Annotated in this window: 13 protein-coding genes; 7 read left to right on the forward strand and 6 right to left on the reverse strand. The window is 68.9% G+C overall.

Annotation, left to right across the window (positions count from 1 at the left end):
• From ACWPXE_RS03265 to ACWPXE_RS03275, 3 genes are read right to left on the reverse strand one after another with little or no spacing between them, the layout of a single operon-like run.
• The gene (locus ACWPXE_RS03265) at positions 1 to 3,132 is read right to left on the reverse strand and encodes an efflux RND transporter permease subunit (protein ID WP_454016668.1); all 3,132 of its coding nucleotides are present in this window, start codon (positions 3,130 to 3,132) and stop codon (positions 1 to 3) included.
• Positions 3,133 to 3,148: 16 nt separating this feature from the next.
• Positions 3,149 to 4,309, reverse strand: a complete 1,161-nt coding sequence (locus ACWPXE_RS03270) for an efflux RND transporter periplasmic adaptor subunit (protein WP_454016669.1) — start codon at positions 4,307 to 4,309, stop codon at positions 3,149 to 3,151.
• Positions 4,306 to 4,899: a TetR family transcriptional regulator gene (locus tag ACWPXE_RS03275; RefSeq protein WP_454016670.1), complete on the reverse strand. Its 594-nt coding sequence runs from the start codon at positions 4,897 to 4,899 to the stop codon at positions 4,306 to 4,308. The genes ACWPXE_RS03270 and ACWPXE_RS03275 overlap by 4 nt, the downstream gene beginning before the upstream one ends.
• Positions 4,900 to 5,305: 406 nt before the next feature.
• On the opposite strand from ACWPXE_RS03275, the gene ACWPXE_RS03280 reads away from it, so the two are divergent.
• Together ACWPXE_RS03280 and ACWPXE_RS03285 are read left to right on the forward strand one after the other, a co-directional pair.
• Positions 5,306 to 6,379: a transglycosylase SLT domain-containing protein gene (locus tag ACWPXE_RS03280; RefSeq protein WP_454016671.1), complete on the forward strand. Its 1,074-nt coding sequence runs from the start codon at positions 5,306 to 5,308 to the stop codon at positions 6,377 to 6,379.
• A gap of 267 nt (positions 6,380 to 6,646) precedes the next feature.
• On the forward strand, positions 6,647 to 8,596 hold the full coding sequence (locus ACWPXE_RS03285; RefSeq protein ID WP_454016672.1) for a methyl-accepting chemotaxis protein: 1,950 nt from the start codon (positions 6,647 to 6,649) through the stop codon (positions 8,594 to 8,596).
• 39 nt (positions 8,597 to 8,635) lie between these two features.
• Here ACWPXE_RS03285 and ACWPXE_RS03290 read toward each other — a convergent pair whose 3' ends face one another.
• A complete protein-coding gene (locus tag ACWPXE_RS03290; protein WP_454016673.1) occupies positions 8,636 to 8,986 on the reverse strand; it encodes a hypothetical protein in 351 nt (116 codons plus the stop codon).
• A 177-nt stretch (positions 8,987 to 9,163) separates the two neighbouring features.
• Between ACWPXE_RS03290 and ACWPXE_RS03295 the strand changes: the two genes are divergently transcribed.
• Positions 9,164 to 10,156, forward strand: coding sequence for a small ribosomal subunit Rsm22 family protein (locus ACWPXE_RS03295; protein ID WP_454016674.1), 993 nt, complete (start codon positions 9,164 to 9,166; stop codon positions 10,154 to 10,156).
• 3 nt (positions 10,157 to 10,159) lie between these two features.
• Here the strand turns inward: ACWPXE_RS03295 and ACWPXE_RS03300 are convergent, their stop codons facing one another.
• Entirely contained in the window at positions 10,160 to 11,278 is a 1,119-nt protein-coding gene (locus tag ACWPXE_RS03300) for a DNA topoisomerase IB (RefSeq protein ID WP_454016675.1), read from the reverse strand.
• A 145-nt stretch (positions 11,279 to 11,423) separates the two neighbouring features.
• Between ACWPXE_RS03300 and ACWPXE_RS03305 the strand changes: the two genes are divergently transcribed.
• The 3 genes from ACWPXE_RS03305 (at position 11,424) to ACWPXE_RS03315 (ending at position 14,709) form a co-directional block, all read left to right on the forward strand.
• Positions 11,424 to 11,735 carry a hypothetical protein gene (locus tag ACWPXE_RS03305; RefSeq protein ID WP_454016676.1) on the forward strand — a complete coding sequence of 104 codons (312 nt, stop codon included), beginning with the start codon at positions 11,424 to 11,426 and terminating at the stop codon, positions 11,733 to 11,735.
• Positions 11,736 to 11,809: 74 nt separating this feature from the next.
• Positions 11,810 to 13,435 carry an alpha-glucosidase gene (locus ACWPXE_RS03310; protein ID WP_454016677.1) on the forward strand — a complete coding sequence of 542 codons (1,626 nt, stop codon included), beginning with the start codon at positions 11,810 to 11,812 and terminating at the stop codon, positions 13,433 to 13,435.
• A 167-nt stretch (positions 13,436 to 13,602) separates the two neighbouring features.
• Positions 13,603 to 14,709 (forward strand): TRAP transporter substrate-binding protein, encoded by a 1,107-nt coding sequence (locus tag ACWPXE_RS03315; protein WP_145623558.1) that lies wholly within the window; start codon positions 13,603 to 13,605, stop codon positions 14,707 to 14,709.
• 59 nt (positions 14,710 to 14,768) lie between these two features.
• Here ACWPXE_RS03315 and ACWPXE_RS03320 read toward each other — a convergent pair whose 3' ends face one another.
• Complete coding sequence (locus ACWPXE_RS03320) at positions 14,769 to 15,389, reverse strand: glutathione S-transferase family protein (protein WP_454016678.1); 621 nt, start codon at positions 15,387 to 15,389, stop codon at positions 14,769 to 14,771.
• A gap of 206 nt (positions 15,390 to 15,595) precedes the next feature.
• Between ACWPXE_RS03320 and ACWPXE_RS03325 the strand changes: the two genes are divergently transcribed.
• Positions 15,596 to 17,422: an extracellular solute-binding protein gene (locus tag ACWPXE_RS03325; RefSeq protein WP_454016679.1), complete on the forward strand. Its 1,827-nt coding sequence runs from the start codon at positions 15,596 to 15,598 to the stop codon at positions 17,420 to 17,422.
• Positions 17,423 to 17,426 lie beyond the last annotated feature (4 nt).

Below are 17,426 nucleotides of genomic sequence, written 5' to 3' on the forward strand. Positions count from 1 at the left end.
TTACTCCGCAGCCGTGCCGTGCGCCACAGCGTCCGGGTCCTTGTGGGCGAACCAGCGCTTGAAGCGCCGGGACAGCGCGTCGAGGTACGTGAGGATCACCGGAACCACCAGCAGGGTGAGCAGGGTGGAGCTGATGAGGCCGCCGATCACCGCGTGGGCCATGGGGGCGCGCTGCTGAGCGCCCTCGCCGATGCCGAGCGCCAGCGGGATCATGCCGAAGATCATCGCCATGGTGGTCATGACGATGGGGCGCAGGCGGATGATGCCGGCCTCCACCACCGCGTCGCGCAGGTCCACCCCGCGGGCGCGGGCCTGGTTGGCGAAGTCGACCAGCAGGATGGCGTTCTTGGTCACCAGCCCCATCAGCATGATGAAGCCGATGGCGCTGAAGATGTTCAGGGTGGACCCGGCGACGAGAAGCCCCAGGAACACCCCGACCAGCGACAGCGGCAGCGACATCATGATGGCGATGGGCTGCAGGAAGCTGCCGAACTGCGAGGCCAGGATCAGGTAGATCAGGATCACCGCCAGCAGCAGCGCCTGCGTGGCGTAGGCCGACGTCTCGGCGATGTCCTTGGTCGAGCCGCCGAAGACGATGCGGTAGCCGGGGGGCAGCTTGATCTCCGCGATGGCCGCCTGGAGCTCCTTGCCGGCGTCGCCCGCCGGGCGGCCCTGGACGTTGGCCTGGACGTTCACCTCGCGCGACAGGTCGCGGCGGTTGATCTGCGAGGCGCCGAGCGTTGTCTCGACCCGGCTGACCTGCGACAGCGGCACCATGCGCGGCGCCCCCTCGGCGTCGTTGGAGCCGGTCAGGTAGATACGGTCGAGGTCGGCGCGGCCCACCCGGTCGCTTTCCGGCAGACGCACCAGCACGTCGTAGGTCTCGCCGTCCGGCGCCTTCCAGGTGGACACCTTGTCGCCGGCGAAGAGCGGACGCAACGTGTTCGCCACCTGCGCCGTGCCGACGCCGAGGTCGCTCGCCAGATCGCGCTCCAGCCGCACCGACAGGGTCGGCTTGGCGGCCTTCAGGCTGACATCCACGTCCACGAAGCCGCGGATGCCGGCCATGGCGGCGGTCACCTGCTTGCCGATGCGGTCCAGCTCCGCGATGTCGCGGCCCTGGACGGACACCTGGATCTGCTTCTGCACGCCGCCGACGCCGGGAATGCCGATGCCGATCTGGACGCCGGGAATCGCCGACAGCCGTTCGCGCAGCGGCGGGGCCAGGGTGTTCGGGGTGCGCGTGCGCTGGTCGATCGGCTTCAGCCGGACATAGACGCTGCCCCGGTTCTTGCCGACCGACGCGCCCGTGTTCACCGTGGAGTAGGTGTAGGCGACCTCCGGAAACTCGCGGATCGCCGCCTCGACCTGTCGCAGCTTGGCCGCCGTGTAGTCGAGCGACGACCCGACCGGCGTCTCCACATCGACGATGGATTCCCCGAGGTCGGCAGCGGGCACGAACTCCACGCCGATGCGCGGCACCAGGAAGAAGCTGCCGACGAAGATCGCCAGCGCCATCAGCAGCACCAGCCAGCGCCAGCGCAGCGCCCAGCGCAGCGCCCGGCCATAGACCCGCGCCAGCGCGTCGAAGGCGCCCTGGAAGCCCGCCGCGAAGCGCCCGAAGACGCCGCGCCCGTGCCGCCCGTGGGCTGCCGGGTCGTACCACAGACTGGACAGCATGGGGTCCAGCGTGAAGGACACGAACAGCGAGATCAGCACCGCCGCCGACACGGTGATGCCGAATTGCAGGAAGAAGCGCCCGATGATGCCGCCCATGAAGGCGACGGGCAGGAACACCGCCACGATGGTCAGCGTGGTCGCCAGGACGGCCAGCCCGATCTCCTTGGTGCCGTCCAGCGCCGCCTGCCGGTGCCCCTGGCCCTTGCCGAGGTGGCGCATGATGTTCTCGCGCACCACGATGGCGTCGTCGATCAGGATGCCGATGGCCAGCGACAGCGCCATCAGCGTCATCGTGTTCAGGGTGAAGCCGAAGGCCGCCAACACGCCGAAGGTGCCCATCACCGCCACCGGCAGGGTCAGCGCGGTGATCACCGTGCTGCGCCAGGACCCCAGGAAGATCATCACGATGGCGATGGTCAGCACGCCACCCTCGACCAGCGTGCGCTGGACGTTGCTCAGCGAGTTGGTGATCCCGCGCGAGGTGTCGCGCACCACCTCCAGGGCGACGTCGGAGGGCAGGGAGCCGTCGCGGCGCAGCTCGTCCAGCGCCTTGTAGAGTCCGCGCGCCACCTCCACCGTGTTGGAGCCCTGGATCTTCACCACGTCGACGGCCAACGCCGGCTGCCCATTGAACAGTGCGACGGAGTCCTGCTCCTCCTGGCCGTCCAGCACCTCGGCGACCTGGCGCAGCCGCACCGGCTCGCCGCCGCGACGCGCGACGATGATGTCGAGCAGCTCCCGCGGGTTGATGACGCGACCATCGACCTGGACGACGCGCTCCGCCCCGTTGCCGGAGACGGTGCCGGCGGGAATGTCCTGGTTCTCGTCGCGGATCGCCTTGAGGACCTGGTCGACGCCGACGCCCAGCGCCTCCAGCCGTTCGGGGCGCAGCCGCACCTGGACCTGCCGCTTGACCCCGCCGGCGATGGTCGCCCGTCCAACGCCGCGCACGTTCTGAAGGCGCTTCAGCACGATCTGGTCGGCCATGGTGGTCAGGTCGCGCAAGCTGCGGATATCCGACTTCACCGCGAGGGAGAGGATGGGCTGGTCGTCCGGGTTGAAGCGGGTGATCTGCGGGTCCTTCACCTCGTCGCGGAACTTGGGGCGCAGGGCCGACACCTTCTCGCGCACTTCCTGCAACGCCTGGGTGGAGGCGGTCTTCAGGTCGAACTCGGCGATCACCACCGACTGACTCTCGTAGGAGCGGGAGGTCAGGGTCTTGATGCCGGCGATGGTGTTGACCGCGTCCTCGACGGGACGGGTGACGTCGGTCTCGACCGATTCCGGGCTGGCGCCGGGGTACTCGGTGGAGATGACGACCAGAGGGAAGTCCACGTCGGGAAACTGGTCGACGCCCAGCCGGTTGTAGGAGAACAGGCCCAGCACCATCAGCGCCACCATCATCATGGTGGCGAAGACGGGGTTGTCGACGCTGATGCGGGTGATCGGCATGGCGCGGCGCGTTCCTTTACGAACCCATGACCTTGACGGCCCGCCCGGCGGTCAGGCCGGGCAGGGGGGCGGTCACCGCCAGATCGCCGTCGGCCAGCCCGCGCACCTGCACGAGATCGCCGCGCGCCCAGGCGCCCAGCACCTCGACCTTGCGGCGCTCCACCCGGTCCCCGGAGACGACCAGCACGAAGTCACCGTCCTGGTCATGGCGGACGGCCGCCGGGGGCAGGGCGAAGGCGCCCTCCACCTCGTCGACCACCGCGTCGCCCGCGGCGAACATGCCGCCGCGCAAGGCTCCGTCGGCGTTGTCGAGGACGATGTATACGGGGATGGCGCGGGTGCCGGCGCGGGCCATCGGGTTGATGCGGGCGATCCGGCCGACGAAGTCGCGCTCGCCGAAGCCCTCCACGCGCAGCCGCACGGTCTGGCCGGGCTTCAGCCGGGCCACGTCGTCGGCGGGCACCGCCGCCTCGACCTCGACGCGGCTGAGATCGACGACGGAGAACATCTTGGCGTTGACCGCCAGCGTCTCGCCGGGATTGACCGCCCGCTCGGCCACCGTGCCGTCAATCGGGCTCACCACCACCGCGTCGCGCAGCGCCTTGCGGGCGAGGTCCACCTGGGCCTCCAGCGCTGCGACGGTGGCCTGCTGGAAGCGGAAGGTGCTCTGCGCCTGATCCATGTTGGTTTCCGAGACGATGTCCTTCTGACGCAGCGCCAGATTCTTCGCGCGAGTCTTGTCCGCCAGGACGAGCTGCGCCTTGGCGCCCTCCAGATTGCTCAGCTTCTCATCCAGCTTGGCCTGAAGCTCCACCGTGTCGAAGCGGGCCAGCACCTCGCCCTTCCGGACGGCCTGCCCCTCGCGCACCGGCACCTCGACCAGCCGGGCGGCGACCTCCGACTTCACCATGGATTGCTCCATCGGCTTCACGGAGCCGCTGAGCCGCACCAACTCGGTCAGACGGCGCGGGGCCATGCGGGTCAGCTCGACGGGCGACAGCTCCACCGCCCGCTCCGCCGGGGGCAGGCTGGCCGCGGCAGGCGACACCGCGTCGCGGCTGCTCGTCACCTTCCAGGCGACGCCGCCCGCGGCCAGCGCCCCGGCGACCAGCAGGGGCAGCAGCAGCCGGCGCCGCGGCTTGGCGGCGGGACCATCGGAACGGGCGGCGTCGATCATGGGATGCGGTCCTTGGGTTCGGCCCTCAGCCCGTTGAGGACGAGGTCGAGGTAGGCGTCGAGGTAGGATTCGGCGGAGGCCGCGGCGGGGTCCGGCTCGAAGGGGCGCAGCGAGTGGTTCCACAGCGACAGCATGCTGAGCGGGGCGGCGATGACGCGGGCCATTTGCTCCACATCCACCGGTCGGAACTCCCCGCGCTCAATGCCGCGGCGCAGGATGCGCGCGAAGAAGCGGCGGCCGCGCAAGACGACCTCCTCCATGTAGAAGCGGGCGAGGTCGGGGAAGTTCTGCGCTTCGGCGATGACCAGCTTCGACAGTCCGGCGTTGGGACTCTGCTCCATCTCCCAGAAACCGCGGGTCAGGATGCGCAGGAACTCCTCACTGCTGCCGGTGAAGCTGTCCAAAAGGTCTTCGCCCATCTGGAACTGCGGCAGGATGGACTGCCGGACGACCGCTTTGAACAGCCCTTCCTTGTTCTCGAAATAGAGGTAAGGCAGCCCGACGCTGACACCGGCCCGGCGGGCGACATGCTCCAGCTTGGTTGCGGCAAATCCGCGCGAGATGAACAGGTCGCGCGCCGCCTCGATCACCTCGGCGGGGCGGGCCTCCTTGCGCCGGGACCGGCGGGAGGGGGAAGGGGAGAGCTGTCGGGCATCGGTGAGCGGCTATAAATGAACGTTCATTCAATATGGAATGGCCTCTGAAAAGTCAAGCGGTTGAGAGGGCTGCGGCGATCGGACCGCAAGTTTTGGGCGTGACAGGAATGGGTCTCTCGCCTGCATTCGCAAAGACGGCAGCAGTGCCAAATGGGGCAGAAAAAGGGCCAATACGGATGAACAGCATTTGCCTGAAAACCATTCCAATGGGCTATGAAAAAGGGAAAGGCCGTGGAATCAGGACATTACACCCGCCTTGTTGCTTGACAGCCGACACCATTACATCGCAAAGAGAGGGTAACGCTTTCGATCTTTGTGCAATCAGCACGGACCCCTCCTCGTGGCTTATCGTGACTTCACCGCGGCTCGCACCGCCGGTGCCGCCCTGATTCTCGCCCTCGGCTTGGCGGGTTGCGCCTCGAACGCTCCGGAAACGGCGGAGCTTGCCGTCAAGGCCCCGGAGGTGGCCGAAGTCCCGATTGATCCGAAGGACCCGCTCGGCCGCTGGGTCCCCCACATGCGCGAGGCGTCGGAACGGTTCGACGTTCCGGAGAAGTGGATCAGGGCCGTGATGATGCGCGAGAGCGGCGGGCGCTCCATCGTGAACGGGCGCACCATCACCAGCCATGCCGGCGCCATCGGGTTGATGCAGGTGATGCCCGGCACCTACGACATGATGCGCACGCAATACGGGTTGGGCCCCGATCCGTCGGACCCGCGCGACAACATCCTGGCCGGCACCGCCTATCTGCGCGAGATGTACGACCTGTTCGGCGCGCCGGGCTTCCTCGCGGCCTACAATTGCGGCCCGGCCTGCTACGCCTCGCACCTCGCCGGCAAGCAGCGGCTGCCGCGGGAAACCCGGATGTACATCGCGGCCTTGACGCCGAACCTGCGCGGCGTGGCGCCGCGCGAGCCGTCGCAGGCGGCGGGCGCCAGCGCGATCGAGGTCGCCATCGTTCCGGCGAGCGCCCCCGCGACGCAGCCTGCGGCTTTGGCCGCCAAGCCGTCCGTCAAGCCAGCGACCCCGGTCGCCGTCGCCGCGGTGGTCCCGGAACCGGTGGCGCCGGTGCCGCAAACCCCGGTCACCCCGGCGCCGGTCGCCGTGGCCGCTCTGGAACCCCGCCCGGCTCCGCTCGTGGTGGAGCCCATGGGTCGCGGCGAGGCCCGCCCGCCTGCGGAATTCGTCGCCGCGACCGACCGGGATGCGCCGACCACTGGCCGCTCCGGACGGACGCCGTCCCGGACGGTGGAAACCCTGGTCGCCGAGGCGATGCTGCCGCCCCACGCGGTCGGCAAGGGGGAACGGGTGGTCATCCGCTTCGTGTCCCAGCGCAGCGGCGGTTGCGGCAGCCTGGAGGGCCGGGACCGCGTCTGCGTCGCCCTGGCCGGAGGGGAAGGCGCCGGCCTGTAATGGCCTCGTCCGCTCCCGTTTCACAGAATCGGCAACAACCAGAGGCGGCGCCCACCGGACGGTCGGGCGCCGTCTTCGGTTTTCCACAATAGCCTCACACCCACATCCCCGAGCATATAGGTACTCAAACAATAAAGCCCCGGAGGAGCTGCCCTGCGCAGCCCATCCGGAAGAACGAAGAGTTCGGGGGAACGCTGCGGATGAGGTGTGGAGATGGTATCCGGTGCAGGTGAACGGGCAAAACGCTCGACCTTTCAAGTCGTTTTGGTGGATTGCCTGATTGCGGGCGTCGTGGTGGCCGTATTGGCTGTGTTCGGCGGCATGACCGCCATGGAGGCGACGCGCATCGCCGACGGCAACGCCGAGCTGGCGCAGCGGGTGGCCGAAAACCAGAGGATCGCGCTGGAGGCGGAGCGGCTCGCCAAGCTGGGCGAGGCGGTGATCGCCAGCGGGGACGAGGCGACGCGTAGCGACGCGCTGTCCGGTCTGGACGCCCACGCCGCGCAGATGTCGGCCAACGCCGCGCCGGAAATCGCGCAGACGGTCGCCAAGGCGGTCGCGGCCAGCCGTGAGGCTGCGGCCATCGGTGCCAAGGTCGAGGCGCTGGACAGGAAGTTCGGCTTCAACATCAGCCGCGCCGAAAGCCTGTCGGGCGACATCGCCCGCGGACTGTCCGCGGCGATGCGGGCGACGACGCAACCAACGGACGAGCAGGCGCTCGCCACGCTCTTTTCGACGATCCGCGACGCCAAGTTCCTGCTGACCCGCCTGCCGTCCCAACTCTACCCGCCGGCCGTCGGCAACGACCTGCGCCAGTTCCGCGAACACATGGTCAAGGCCATGGAGCTGCGGCGACATCTGCCGTCCGCCGATGAGTTCGAGAGCGTCGCCGATGACATCGCGTCCTTCGCCGCACTCGACGAGGCCTTCGCGCAGCGCACCGAAACGCTGCGCCTGACCACCGACGCCCACGCCCACAACCAGGAGGTCCGGACGCTGGTCGATGGGCTGGTGCAGGGGATGAACGCCGCCTCCGACGCGGTGACCACGCGCAGCCAGGAGGGCGCTGCGGCGCTGACCGCGGTGCTCGACCGGCTGACGCTGATCGCGCTGGGGGCCTTCGTGCTGATTGGGCTGGTCGGCGGCGTGAACATGCTGCTGGGCTACCGCTTCATCATGCAGCCGGTGCGCGACGCCAGCCGGGCGCTCCAGGCGCTGACCCGCGGGGAGGGTGCGGTGCCCCTGCGCCCCTCGCCGCTGCGCGAGATCGCCGACATCCACGGCGCGGTCGAGGCCTTCCGCGAGGCCCTGGACGCCCGCCAGCGGGCGGAGGAGACCCGGCGCGACCAGGAGCGGCGCGCCGAGGAGGAGCGCCGCGCCCTGATGACGGAACTGGCGGACGGGCTGGAGCGCACCGTGCAGGCGGTGGCCGGCTCGCTGTCCGTGGCAGCGGCGGAGGTCACCGGCTCCGCCCGCGCCGTGGCCGGGATGGCGTCGGACACCGCGCAACGCACCCGCGCCGCCGCGGACGCCGCCGGCACGGCGACCAGCAACGTCGGCGCCGTGGCCTCGGCCAGCGAGCAGCTCTCCGCCTCCATCGACGGGATCGGGCGGCAGATCGCCCAGTCGCGCAGCGTGGCGGAGGACGCCGTCGCCGAATCCCAGCGCGCCGACGGCCTGACCAAGGGCCTGACGGATTCCGCCCAGAAGATCGGCGAGGTGGTCGCCATCATCACCGCCATCGCCCAGCAGACCAACCTCCTGGCGCTCAACGCCAGCATCGAGGCGGCGCGGGCCGGCGACGCCGGCAAGGGCTTCGCCGTCGTCGCGACCGAGGTGAAGGCGCTCGCCTCCCAGACCGCCTCCTCGACGGAGGAGATCGCCACGTTGGTCCATGGCATCCAGCAATCGACCACGGGGGTGGTGGACGCCATCGCCCGCATCGGCTCCACCATTGGCGTGATCGGAGAGAGCGTGTCCGGCATCGCCGCGGCGGTCGAGCAGCAGCGCCAAGCCACCTCGGAAATCACCCACAACGTGCGCATCGTCGAGTGCATGAACACCGACGTGTCGTCCAACATCGGCGACGTCAGCCGCGTGGCGGTGGACACCGGGCGCTCCGCCGACGCCATGATGGGAGCGGCCGACCGCCTGTCGGAGCTGGCCGGCACGCTGAACGGCGCAGTCGACGACTTCCTGCGGCAGGTGCGGGCCTGACGCTGGTTCTTCAGACCGGAGCGCTTTCCGGCGCTCCGGTCATCGGATCTTCGAGCGGTCGCCCTTGTGAGTTTCCAGATACGCTTGCAGCTTGGGATCGTCGAGAACGGGCTTTCCATCGACGCCGTAGATCAGGCAGGGAACGCCCTTCGAATTGGCCTCGCAGATGCTGATGGCGGTGGATTCCGAAGGCTCCGCGCAGCCGCCGAATTCCGGGCAATAGACGATTCCGACGGCGCGGCCATTCTCACTGACCGCAAAGGCCTTGGCGTGGGGGATGGCGGCCCAGTCGGCAAAATACTGCATGGCCGCGGGAGCCATGCGGATGGGCTTTTGTGCGTAGGTGGTCTGGCAAGCGGCAAGCATCGTGACACAGGTCACGAGCACCATGGCATTTCTTTTCACAAAGCCCCCTTCGCGCGCATCTAACCTATGGAAGAATATTGATTATCTTATTCTCCTTATGAGCGCAACGCGCGTGATGCTTGTCCGCGCATTGTCCGTTTCCGAACGCCCGCGCGGCGTGCTAACAGGCGGAACGAAACCACGCCTGCCCCTTCCGGACCCATGGAACTCCCCCCCTCGCTCCGCCACGCGGTGGACCGCGCGCTCGACGGCATCGCCCTGTCCGATCTGAAGCGCGCGGCGGACCGCCTTTCCCAACGCTACCGGGCGGAGGTGCGGGACGGGCATTTTCACCTATCGGACGAGCTGGCGGCGCGGGCCTATCTCGCCACCCGCCTGCCGGCCACCTTCGCCGCCGTCCGCTCCAGCATGGCGGCGGTGGCCGAGGCGCTTCCCGACTTCGCGCCGGTGACTGCACTGGACGTCGGAGCCGGGCCGGGGACGGCGCTGTGGGCGGCGTCCGATTGCTGGGCCAGCCTGGACGACGCCCTGCTGATCGAGGGCAGCCCGGCCATCCGCGCGGTTGGCGAAACGCTGTCGCGGACGGCGGCACCCACCCGCATCGCATGGCGGGCCGGCGACGCCACGGGTGACCTGCCGAACCTGGAGCCGCGCGATCTGGTGACTCTGGCCTACGTTCTGGACGAGTTGGCGGAGCCGGCACGCGACCGGCTGGTCGACCGGCTGTGGTCGCTCACCGCCGGAACGCTGCTGATCGTCGAGCCCGGCACGCCCGCCGGCTGGGCGCGGATCCTCCGGGCGCGGGAGCGGCTGGTCGCTGCCGGCGCTCATCTGGTGGCGCCCTGCGTGCACAGCGCTGCCTGCCCGTTGGCGGCACCGGACTGGTGCCATTTCTCCCGCCGGGTCGCCCGGTCCCGCCTGCACCGCATGGCCAAGGGGGCGGAGGTGCCGTGGGAGGACGAGAAGTTCGTCTACATCACCGCCTCCCGCCAGCCCGGCATCCGCCGCCCCGACGCCCGCATCATCGCGCCGCCCTGGAGCGCGGGGAACGGACGCATCGGCTTCAAGCTGTGCGGCCGGGACGGCACCCGGACCGAACGGATTCTCGGCAAGCGCGACGGCGCCGCCTTCAAGGCCGCGCGCCGGCTGGACTGGGGCGACGGCCTGTCTTCCCAGGACCAGCCGGAGGCATAGGCCCTACGCGGCGCGCCGCCGCCGGCTCTCACTGGCGCGGGAACGGCGTTCGCGCTCCAGCCGGCCGCGCAGGAAGGCCAGCACGGCGGCCTCCTCGGCCTCCAACTCGGGAAGCTCCTCGCGCAGCTCGGTCTCCACCTCGCGGGTCAGGGAGTCCAGCAGGTTGCCCTCCAGATAAGCGTCCAGAATCTCGGGATGGACGTAGCTCTTGCGGCAGACGCTGGCGGTGTTGCCGAGGCGGGCGGCCACCTGCTCGATGGCGTGGGTGACGTTGCGCTTGGCCTTGGCGGCGTTGTCGAACGTCTCGAACTCGCGCAACGCCATGGCGGCCAGAACGGTGCCGGCCCAAGTGCGGAAGTCCTTGGCGGTGAAGTCCTGGCCCGTGGCGGCGCGCAGATACTCGTTCACGTCGCCGGAACTCACCGCGTGGCGCTGCCCGTCGCGGTCGACATACTGGAACAGCTCGTCTCCCGGCACGTCGCGGCAGGCGCTGACGACGCGGGCGAGGCGGCGGTCCTTCAGCGCGACGTTCCATTCCTTCCCGGATTTGCCCTTGAAGGTGAAGCGGATTTCCGACCCCTCGATGTCGGCGTGGTCGTCGCGAAGGGTGGTCAGGCCGTAGCTGCTGTTCTCGCGTGCGTAGCTTTCGTTGCCGACGCGGATCAGCGTGGTTTCCAGCAGCCGGACCACGGCTGCCAGCACCTTTTCCCGCGGCAGGCCGCGGCGGGCGAGGTCGCCGTCCACCTGACGGCGGATGGCCGGCAGGGCGCGGCAGAAGTCGAGCATCCGCCCGAACTTCGTGCCCTCGCGCATCTCGGTCCAGCGCGGGTGGTAGCGGTACTGCTTGCGCCCGCGCGTGTCGCGGCCCGTGGCCTGGAGGTGGCCGTCGGGGTCCGGGCAGATCCAGACGCCGCGGTAGGCCGGGGGAATCGCCAGCTTCCGGATGCGCTCCAGCGTGTCCTCCTCGGTCACCCGCATGCCGTCAGGCCAGCGGTAGGAGAAGCCCTTGCCGGCGCGCCGCCGCCGAATGCCCGGCTCGTCGTCGCAGACATAGCTCAGCCCGGCGCAGGCCGCGGCCTCTTCCGCGTCGGTGCGGGGATCGGTGACCGTCAGTCCGTCCATGCTGCAATCCCCATCGCTTGCCAGCCCATCGGCTGCCTGCGGGAAACATCGGCGCCGCGTTTTGGTTGCATGGTTGCGGCGGTCCCGCCGTTCGGCGACCATGGCTTCGGCCGTGATGCCCGCCGGCACCGAAGGGAAGATGACGATGGAAGAGACCAAGCTGACCGCGGCCCTGCCGAACCTGGACATCCAGATCCTGCACCGGGACGATCCGGAGCGCGGGGCCGAGACGATCGCCATCCAGATCACCGCCACGCCGTCCTTCGACGCGCTGCGCGGGATGATGGGGCCGGCGCTCCTGGCCTCGGCCAACCCGCTGCTCAACCCGTCCCTCGCCAACGCCAATCCGATGCTGGCCCTGTGGATGATGCCGATGCGGATGTGGAGCGACGCCATGCGGCAGGCCTGGGCGCCCTGGCTGCGCCTGACGCCATCGCCGGACGGTCGGAAGCCGTGACCAAAACCGGCTCGGTAACCGATCGTTAGGGCTATGGGCTGACCCTTTGCGCGAGTCTCGTGTGGAGGGTCCTCATGTCCCAGGCGTCTTCGTGGCTGCGCGGTGCCGCGCTGTACCAGATCTATCCCCTCAGCTTCCTCGACCGGAACGGTGACGGCTGGGGCGATCTGGACGGCGTGCTGGAGGGCATCGGCCATGTGGCGTCGCTCGGCGTGCAGGGGGTGTGGATCAGCCCCTTCTACCCGTCGCCGCAGAAGGACTTCGGCTACGACATCACCGACCACCGGGCGGTCGATCCGCGCATGGGCCGGCTGGAGACGGTGGACCGCATCATCGAGGCGGCGCATGCCCACGGGCTGAAGGTCATCCTGGATCTGGTCTGCGGCCACACCTCGGACGCGCACCCCTGGTTCAGCGACAGCCGCCGGTCGCGTGGTGGGGACTTCGCGGATTGGTACGTCTGGGCCGACCCGCGCCCCGACGGCACGCCGCCCAACAACTGGCTGTCGGTGTTCGGCGGCCCCGCCTGGACGTGGGAGCCGCGGCGGCGCCAGTATTACCTGCACCATTTCCTGTCCAGCCAGCCCGCCCTGAACCTGCACGACGAGGCGGTGCTCCAGGCGATCGGCGACACCGCGGCCTTCTGGCTGGAGCGCGGGGTGGACGGATTCCGCATCGACGCGGTGGACTTCTTCGCCCACGATCCGCAGCTCCGCTCCAACCCCGCGGCGGCCTGGAACGGGGCGGAGCCGCCGGCCAAGCTGTTCGCCCTGCAACAGCATCTCTACGACATGATGCACCCGGCCATTCACACCGTGCTGGCCCGGCTGCGCGCCGTCGTGGACCGCTATCCCAACCGGGTGCTGCTGGGTGAGCTGTCGAGCCAGCCGGGCGCGGCGCGGCGCATCGCCGCCTATTGCGGGCCGCAGGGGCTGCACGCCGCCTACACCCTGTCGCTGGCCAAGCAGCCATTCACCGCACAGAACTTCGCCGGGGCGCTGACCGGTACGCCGCAGCCGGAAGCCATTTGCTGGAGTTTCTCCAACCACGACGTCGAGCGCGCCGCCAGCCGCTGGCTGCCGCCCGGCGCCGATCCGGAGCGCTTCAACGCCCTGCTCGCCACCTTGTTCGCCACGCTGCCCGGCACCGTCTGCCTCTACCAGGGGGAGGAGCTGGCGCTGCCCAACGCGGTGCTGGAGGCGGAAGACCTGCGCGACCCCTTCGGCATCGCCTATTGGCCCGACTTCCAGGGGCGCGACGGCAGCCGCACGCCGATGCCCTGGCGGTCCGGCGCCGCCAACGCCGGTTTCTCCAGCGCGGTCGAGACGTGGTTGCCGGTGGCGGAATCCCACCATGCCCTGGCGGTCGACGCGCAGGAGCGGCGCCCCGGCAGTCCGCTCGACGTCTGGCGGGACGCCCTGCGCCTGCGCCGCCTCCATCCGGCGCTGATGCGGGGGGGCGTGGCGGCGGTGGAGGAGGCCGGCAGCGTCCTGGCTTTCGAACGCGCGGCGGAGGGCGAGGAGTTGCTAGGCGTCTTCAACCTGTCCGATCACCCGGCCGAATACGCGCTGAAACGCAAGCCGCCGATGGTCGCCCTGGACCTGCCGCGTCCGCCGGGTGCGCCGGTTCCCGAGGTCACCGCGGACGGGCGGACGCTGGTCCTGCCGCCGCTCTCGGCCTTCCTGGGACGGCGCGGCTGAGGCGGTCGCCTAATCCGTAGGACCAGGGTAGACCTGTCATGCGCATTTGTGCGATGAATCGGAACGAAAACGCTGCTTTGTTACAGTTGTGAAAATTCCCTCGCAACAAGTGGTCCGACGGGCCGCTTGAAACGAAAAGGGAAGGCGGAGTCCACGGGAGAAGAATCGTGAAAAGACGTGCGTTTCTGAAGTCGGCGGGTGCGGGTGCTGCGGCCGCGGGTGCGGGGCTGGCGGTGGCCGGCGTGGCCGCGCCGGCCATTGCGCAGTCGCAGCCGGAAATCCAGTGGCGCCTGGCGTCGAGCTTCCCGAAGAGCACCGACATCCTGTTCGGCGCTTCGGAACTGATCGCCCGCCGCGTCGCCGAGAGCACGGACGGCAAGTTCCAGATCCGCGCGTTCCCGGGTGGTGAGCTGGTGCCCGGCCTCCAGGTGCTCGACGCCGTGCAGAACGGCTCGGTCCAGTGCGGCCACACCTGCGGCTACTACTACGTCGGCAAGGACCCGACCTTCGCCTTCGACACGGCCATTCCGTTCGGCCCGAACGCGCGCCAGACCACCGCCTGGTTCCAGGCCGGCGGTCTCGACCTGATGCGCGCCTTCATGAAGAACCACAACGTCATCCAGTTCCCGGCGGGCAACACCGGCGCCCAGATGGGCGGCTGGTACCGCAAGGAGATCAAGACCGCCGCGGACTTCCAGGGCCTGAAGATCCGCATCGCCGGCATCACCGGCCAGATCATGTCGAAGATGGGCGCCACCCCGACCCAGATCGCCGGCGCGGACGTCTATCCGGCGCTGGAAAAGGGCACCATCGACGCGACCGAGTTCGTCGGCCCCTACGACGACGAGCGGCTGGGCTTCCATCAGGTCGCCAAGTACTACTACTATCCGGGCTGGTGGGAAGGCGGGCCGAACGTCTCGCTCTACGTCAACCTGCAGGAGTGGGAAAAGCTCCCCAAGTCCTACCAGTCGATCCTGACGGCCGCCTGCGCCGAGGCGAACACCTACATGATCGCCCGTTACGATTCGGAGAACGCCAAGGCTCTGAAGCGTTTGGTCGCCAAGGGCACCATCCTGCGCGCCTATCCGCGCGACCTGATGGAGCAGGCGCACAAAATCGCCTTCGAGTATTACGACGAGCTGGCGAAGACCAACCCGAACTTCAAGACGATCTACGAGAGCTGGAAGCCGTTCCTCGACGAGACCCAGCTCTGGTTCCGCGTCGCCGAACTGCCCTACGACAGCTTCGTCGCGTCCGCCGGCACCAAGAAGTAAGACATTTCGTCTGAGAAGGCCCCCATCCGCGCCGCGGGTGGGGGCTTTTCTTTTTGGAATCAGCCGACGTCCTGCTGCGGCATCAGCGCCATCTGGCGCTTGGCGCCGGGCTGGGCGAGCATGCGGGCGTGCCACGCCTGGACGTTGGGGTAGGTGGCGATGTCGATGCTCGACTCTTCCACGAGGTCGATCCACGGAAAGGCGAAGATGTCGGCGATGCTGAGCCGCTCGCCCTCGATGAAGGTCCGCCCCGCCAGATGGCGGTCGAACTGGGCGAGCCCGCCAGCCGCCGCGGCGTCGATCCAGGGCAGGGCGTTGGCGTCGCCGTTGAACTTGCGCACCGCGCGGGCGCGCTGGACCGGCAGCAGCACGTCGGCCAGCCAGGACAGCCACTCCGCCAGCCTGATCCGCTCCGCCTCGTCCCGTCCACCGAACCGGCCGGTCTTCTCCGCCAGATAGGTGAGGATGACGCCCGATTCGGAAATGCTGAGGTCGCCGTGGACCAGGGTCGGAACCCGGCCGAAGCGGTTGATGGCGAGATAGTCCGCGGACTTCTGTTGGCCGCCGCGCAGGTCGACATGGCGGTAGGCGTAGGGCACGCCGGCCATCGACAGGAACAGGACGACGCGGGTGGCAGGCTGCGAGTTGAGATTGCCGTAGACGGTGAATTCGGCGGACACGGTCGAAGAACCCTCCATGCTGGTCGCGCTTGGCCGCGCGGGTTGCCGAAAACCATGACCGCAAGCCCGCCGGGACACCAGAGCAAATCACGGGGCGCGATGCCGCGGTGTGGGGAAGGGGGTTTCGCACCGCCTCATCCCTCCCACATGTTATCAGAGCGGAACCGGGGCCGAGCGCGCCGGAGCGAAGGATGGGAGGATCGGGTATGCGCCGTGTGGCCGCTGGACTGTTGATCGGGCTGATCGCCACCGCTGTGGCCGGACCGGCGGGCGCGCAGCCGCAGCACGGCATGGCGCGGCACGGCATGGCGCTGTATGGCGAGCCGAAATACGGGCCGGATTTCCGGCATTTCGATTACGTCAACCCGGACGCCCCGAAGGGCGGCAAGGTGACCCTCCAGGCCATCGGCTCCTTCGACACGCTGAATCCCTTCACGCTGCGCGGGGTGCCGGCGGCGGGCGCGGCGCTGATCTACGACACGCTGATGACCGGCTCAGCGGACGAGCCCTTCACCGAATACGGCCTGCTCGCCGAAAGCGTGGAGATGCCGGAGGACCGCTCCTCCATCACCTTCAACCTGCGCTCCGGCGCGCGGTGGCACGATGGGAAGCCGGTCACCGCCGACGACGTGGTGTTCTCCTTCACCATCCTGACGGAAAGCCATCCCTTCTACCGCAGCTATTACGGCGCCGTGGACAAGGTCGAGTCGGAGGGGGAGCGCCGAGTCCGCTTCACCTTCAAGCCGGGCGACAACCGCGAGCTGCCGATGATCGTCGGGCAGTTGCCGGTGCTGCCGAAGCATTATTGGGAGGGCAAGGACTTCCAGTCGACCACGCTGGACCCGCCGCTGGGCAGCGGTCCCTACCGCATCGCGTCCTTCGATCCGGGCCGCGGCATCACCTATGAGCGGGTTGCCGACTATTGGGGCCGGGACCTGCCGGTGAATGTCGGTCGGAACAATTTCGGCAGCATGGCCTACGAGTATTACCGGGACGCCAGCGTCGCCCTGCAGGCCTTCCGCGGCGGGCTGTACGACTTCCGCCAGGAGAACGTCGCCAAGACCTGGGCCACCGGCTACGACTTCGACGCGGTGCGCGACGGCAAGGTGGTGAAGGAGGAGATCGCCAACGAGGTGCCGGCGGGCATGCAGGGCTTCGTCTTCAACACGCGTCGCCCGGTCTTTGCGAACCCCAAGGTGCGCCAGGCCATCGCCTACGCCTTCGACTTCGAATGGACGAACCAGACCCTGTTCTACGGCGCCTACAAGCGGACGGAGAGCTATTTCGAGAACTCGCCGCTCCAGTCCAGGGACCTGCCCCAAGGCCGCGAACTGGCGATTCTGGAGCCGCTGCGCGGGAAAATCCCCGCCGAGGTCTTCGAGAAGACCTACCACCCGCCCAGCACGGAGGGCCAGAACGGCCTGCGCCGCAATCTGCTGGAGGCCAAGCGGCTGCTCGATGAAGCGGGGACCGACGTGCGCAACGGGGTGCGGGTCGACGTGGCGACCGGCAAGCCGCTGGACTTCGAAATCCTTCTGGACAGCCCGACCTTCGAGCGGGTCACGCTGCCCTTCATCGAAAATCTGAAGCGACTTGGCATCCGGGCCGGCATCCGCACCGTGGACACCACCCAGTACGAGAACCGCACGCGCGACTTCGATTTCGACATGGTGGTCCATGTCTGGCCGCAGTCCCTGTCGCCGGGGAACGAGCAGACCGGCTATTGGGGATCGGCCTTCGCCGACCGTCCGGGAAGCCAGAACATGGCCGGGGTGCGGAGCGAGGCGGTCGATCATCTGATCGGCGAGATCGTCCGCGCCAACAGCCAGGAGGATCTGAAGGCTGCGGTGTCGGCCCTGGACCGGGTGCTGCTGTGGAGCCATTACGTGGTGCCGCACTGGTACTCCGGCGTCTACCGCGTCGCCTATTGGAACCGGCTGAAGCGCCCTGACACCGTGCCGCCCTATTCGATCTCCTTCGACGCCTGGTGGCTGTCGGACGCCTCGTCCGCCGGCACTGGCAAGACGCCCTGACGAG

The organism is Azospirillum sp. Marseille-Q6669, assembly GCF_965111635.1.

Bases quoted from the DNA above. Each gene is read 5' to 3' on its own strand.
- ACWPXE_RS03265 (WP_454016668.1), bottom strand. From the start codon at position 3,132: ATGCCGATCACCCGCATCAGCGTCGACAACCCCGTCTTCGCCACCATG.
- ACWPXE_RS03270 (WP_454016669.1), bottom strand. From the start codon at position 4,309: ATGATCGACGCCGCCCGTTCCGATGGTCCCGCCGCCAAGCCGCGGCGC.
- ACWPXE_RS03290 (WP_454016673.1), bottom strand. From the start codon at position 8,986: ATGGTGCTCGTGACCTGTGTCACGATGCTTGCCGCTTGCCAGACCACC.
- ACWPXE_RS03295 (WP_454016674.1), top strand. From the start codon at position 9,164: ATGGAACTCCCCCCCTCGCTCCGCCACGCGGTGGACCGCGCGCTCGAC.
- ACWPXE_RS03300 (WP_454016675.1), bottom strand. From the start codon at position 11,278: ATGGACGGACTGACGGTCACCGATCCCCGCACCGACGCGGAAGAGGCC.
- ACWPXE_RS03305 (WP_454016676.1), top strand. From the start codon at position 11,424: ATGGAAGAGACCAAGCTGACCGCGGCCCTGCCGAACCTGGACATCCAG.
- ACWPXE_RS03310 (WP_454016677.1), top strand. From the start codon at position 11,810: ATGTCCCAGGCGTCTTCGTGGCTGCGCGGTGCCGCGCTGTACCAGATC.
- ACWPXE_RS03325 (WP_454016679.1), top strand. From the start codon at position 15,596: ATGCGCCGTGTGGCCGCTGGACTGTTGATCGGGCTGATCGCCACCGCT.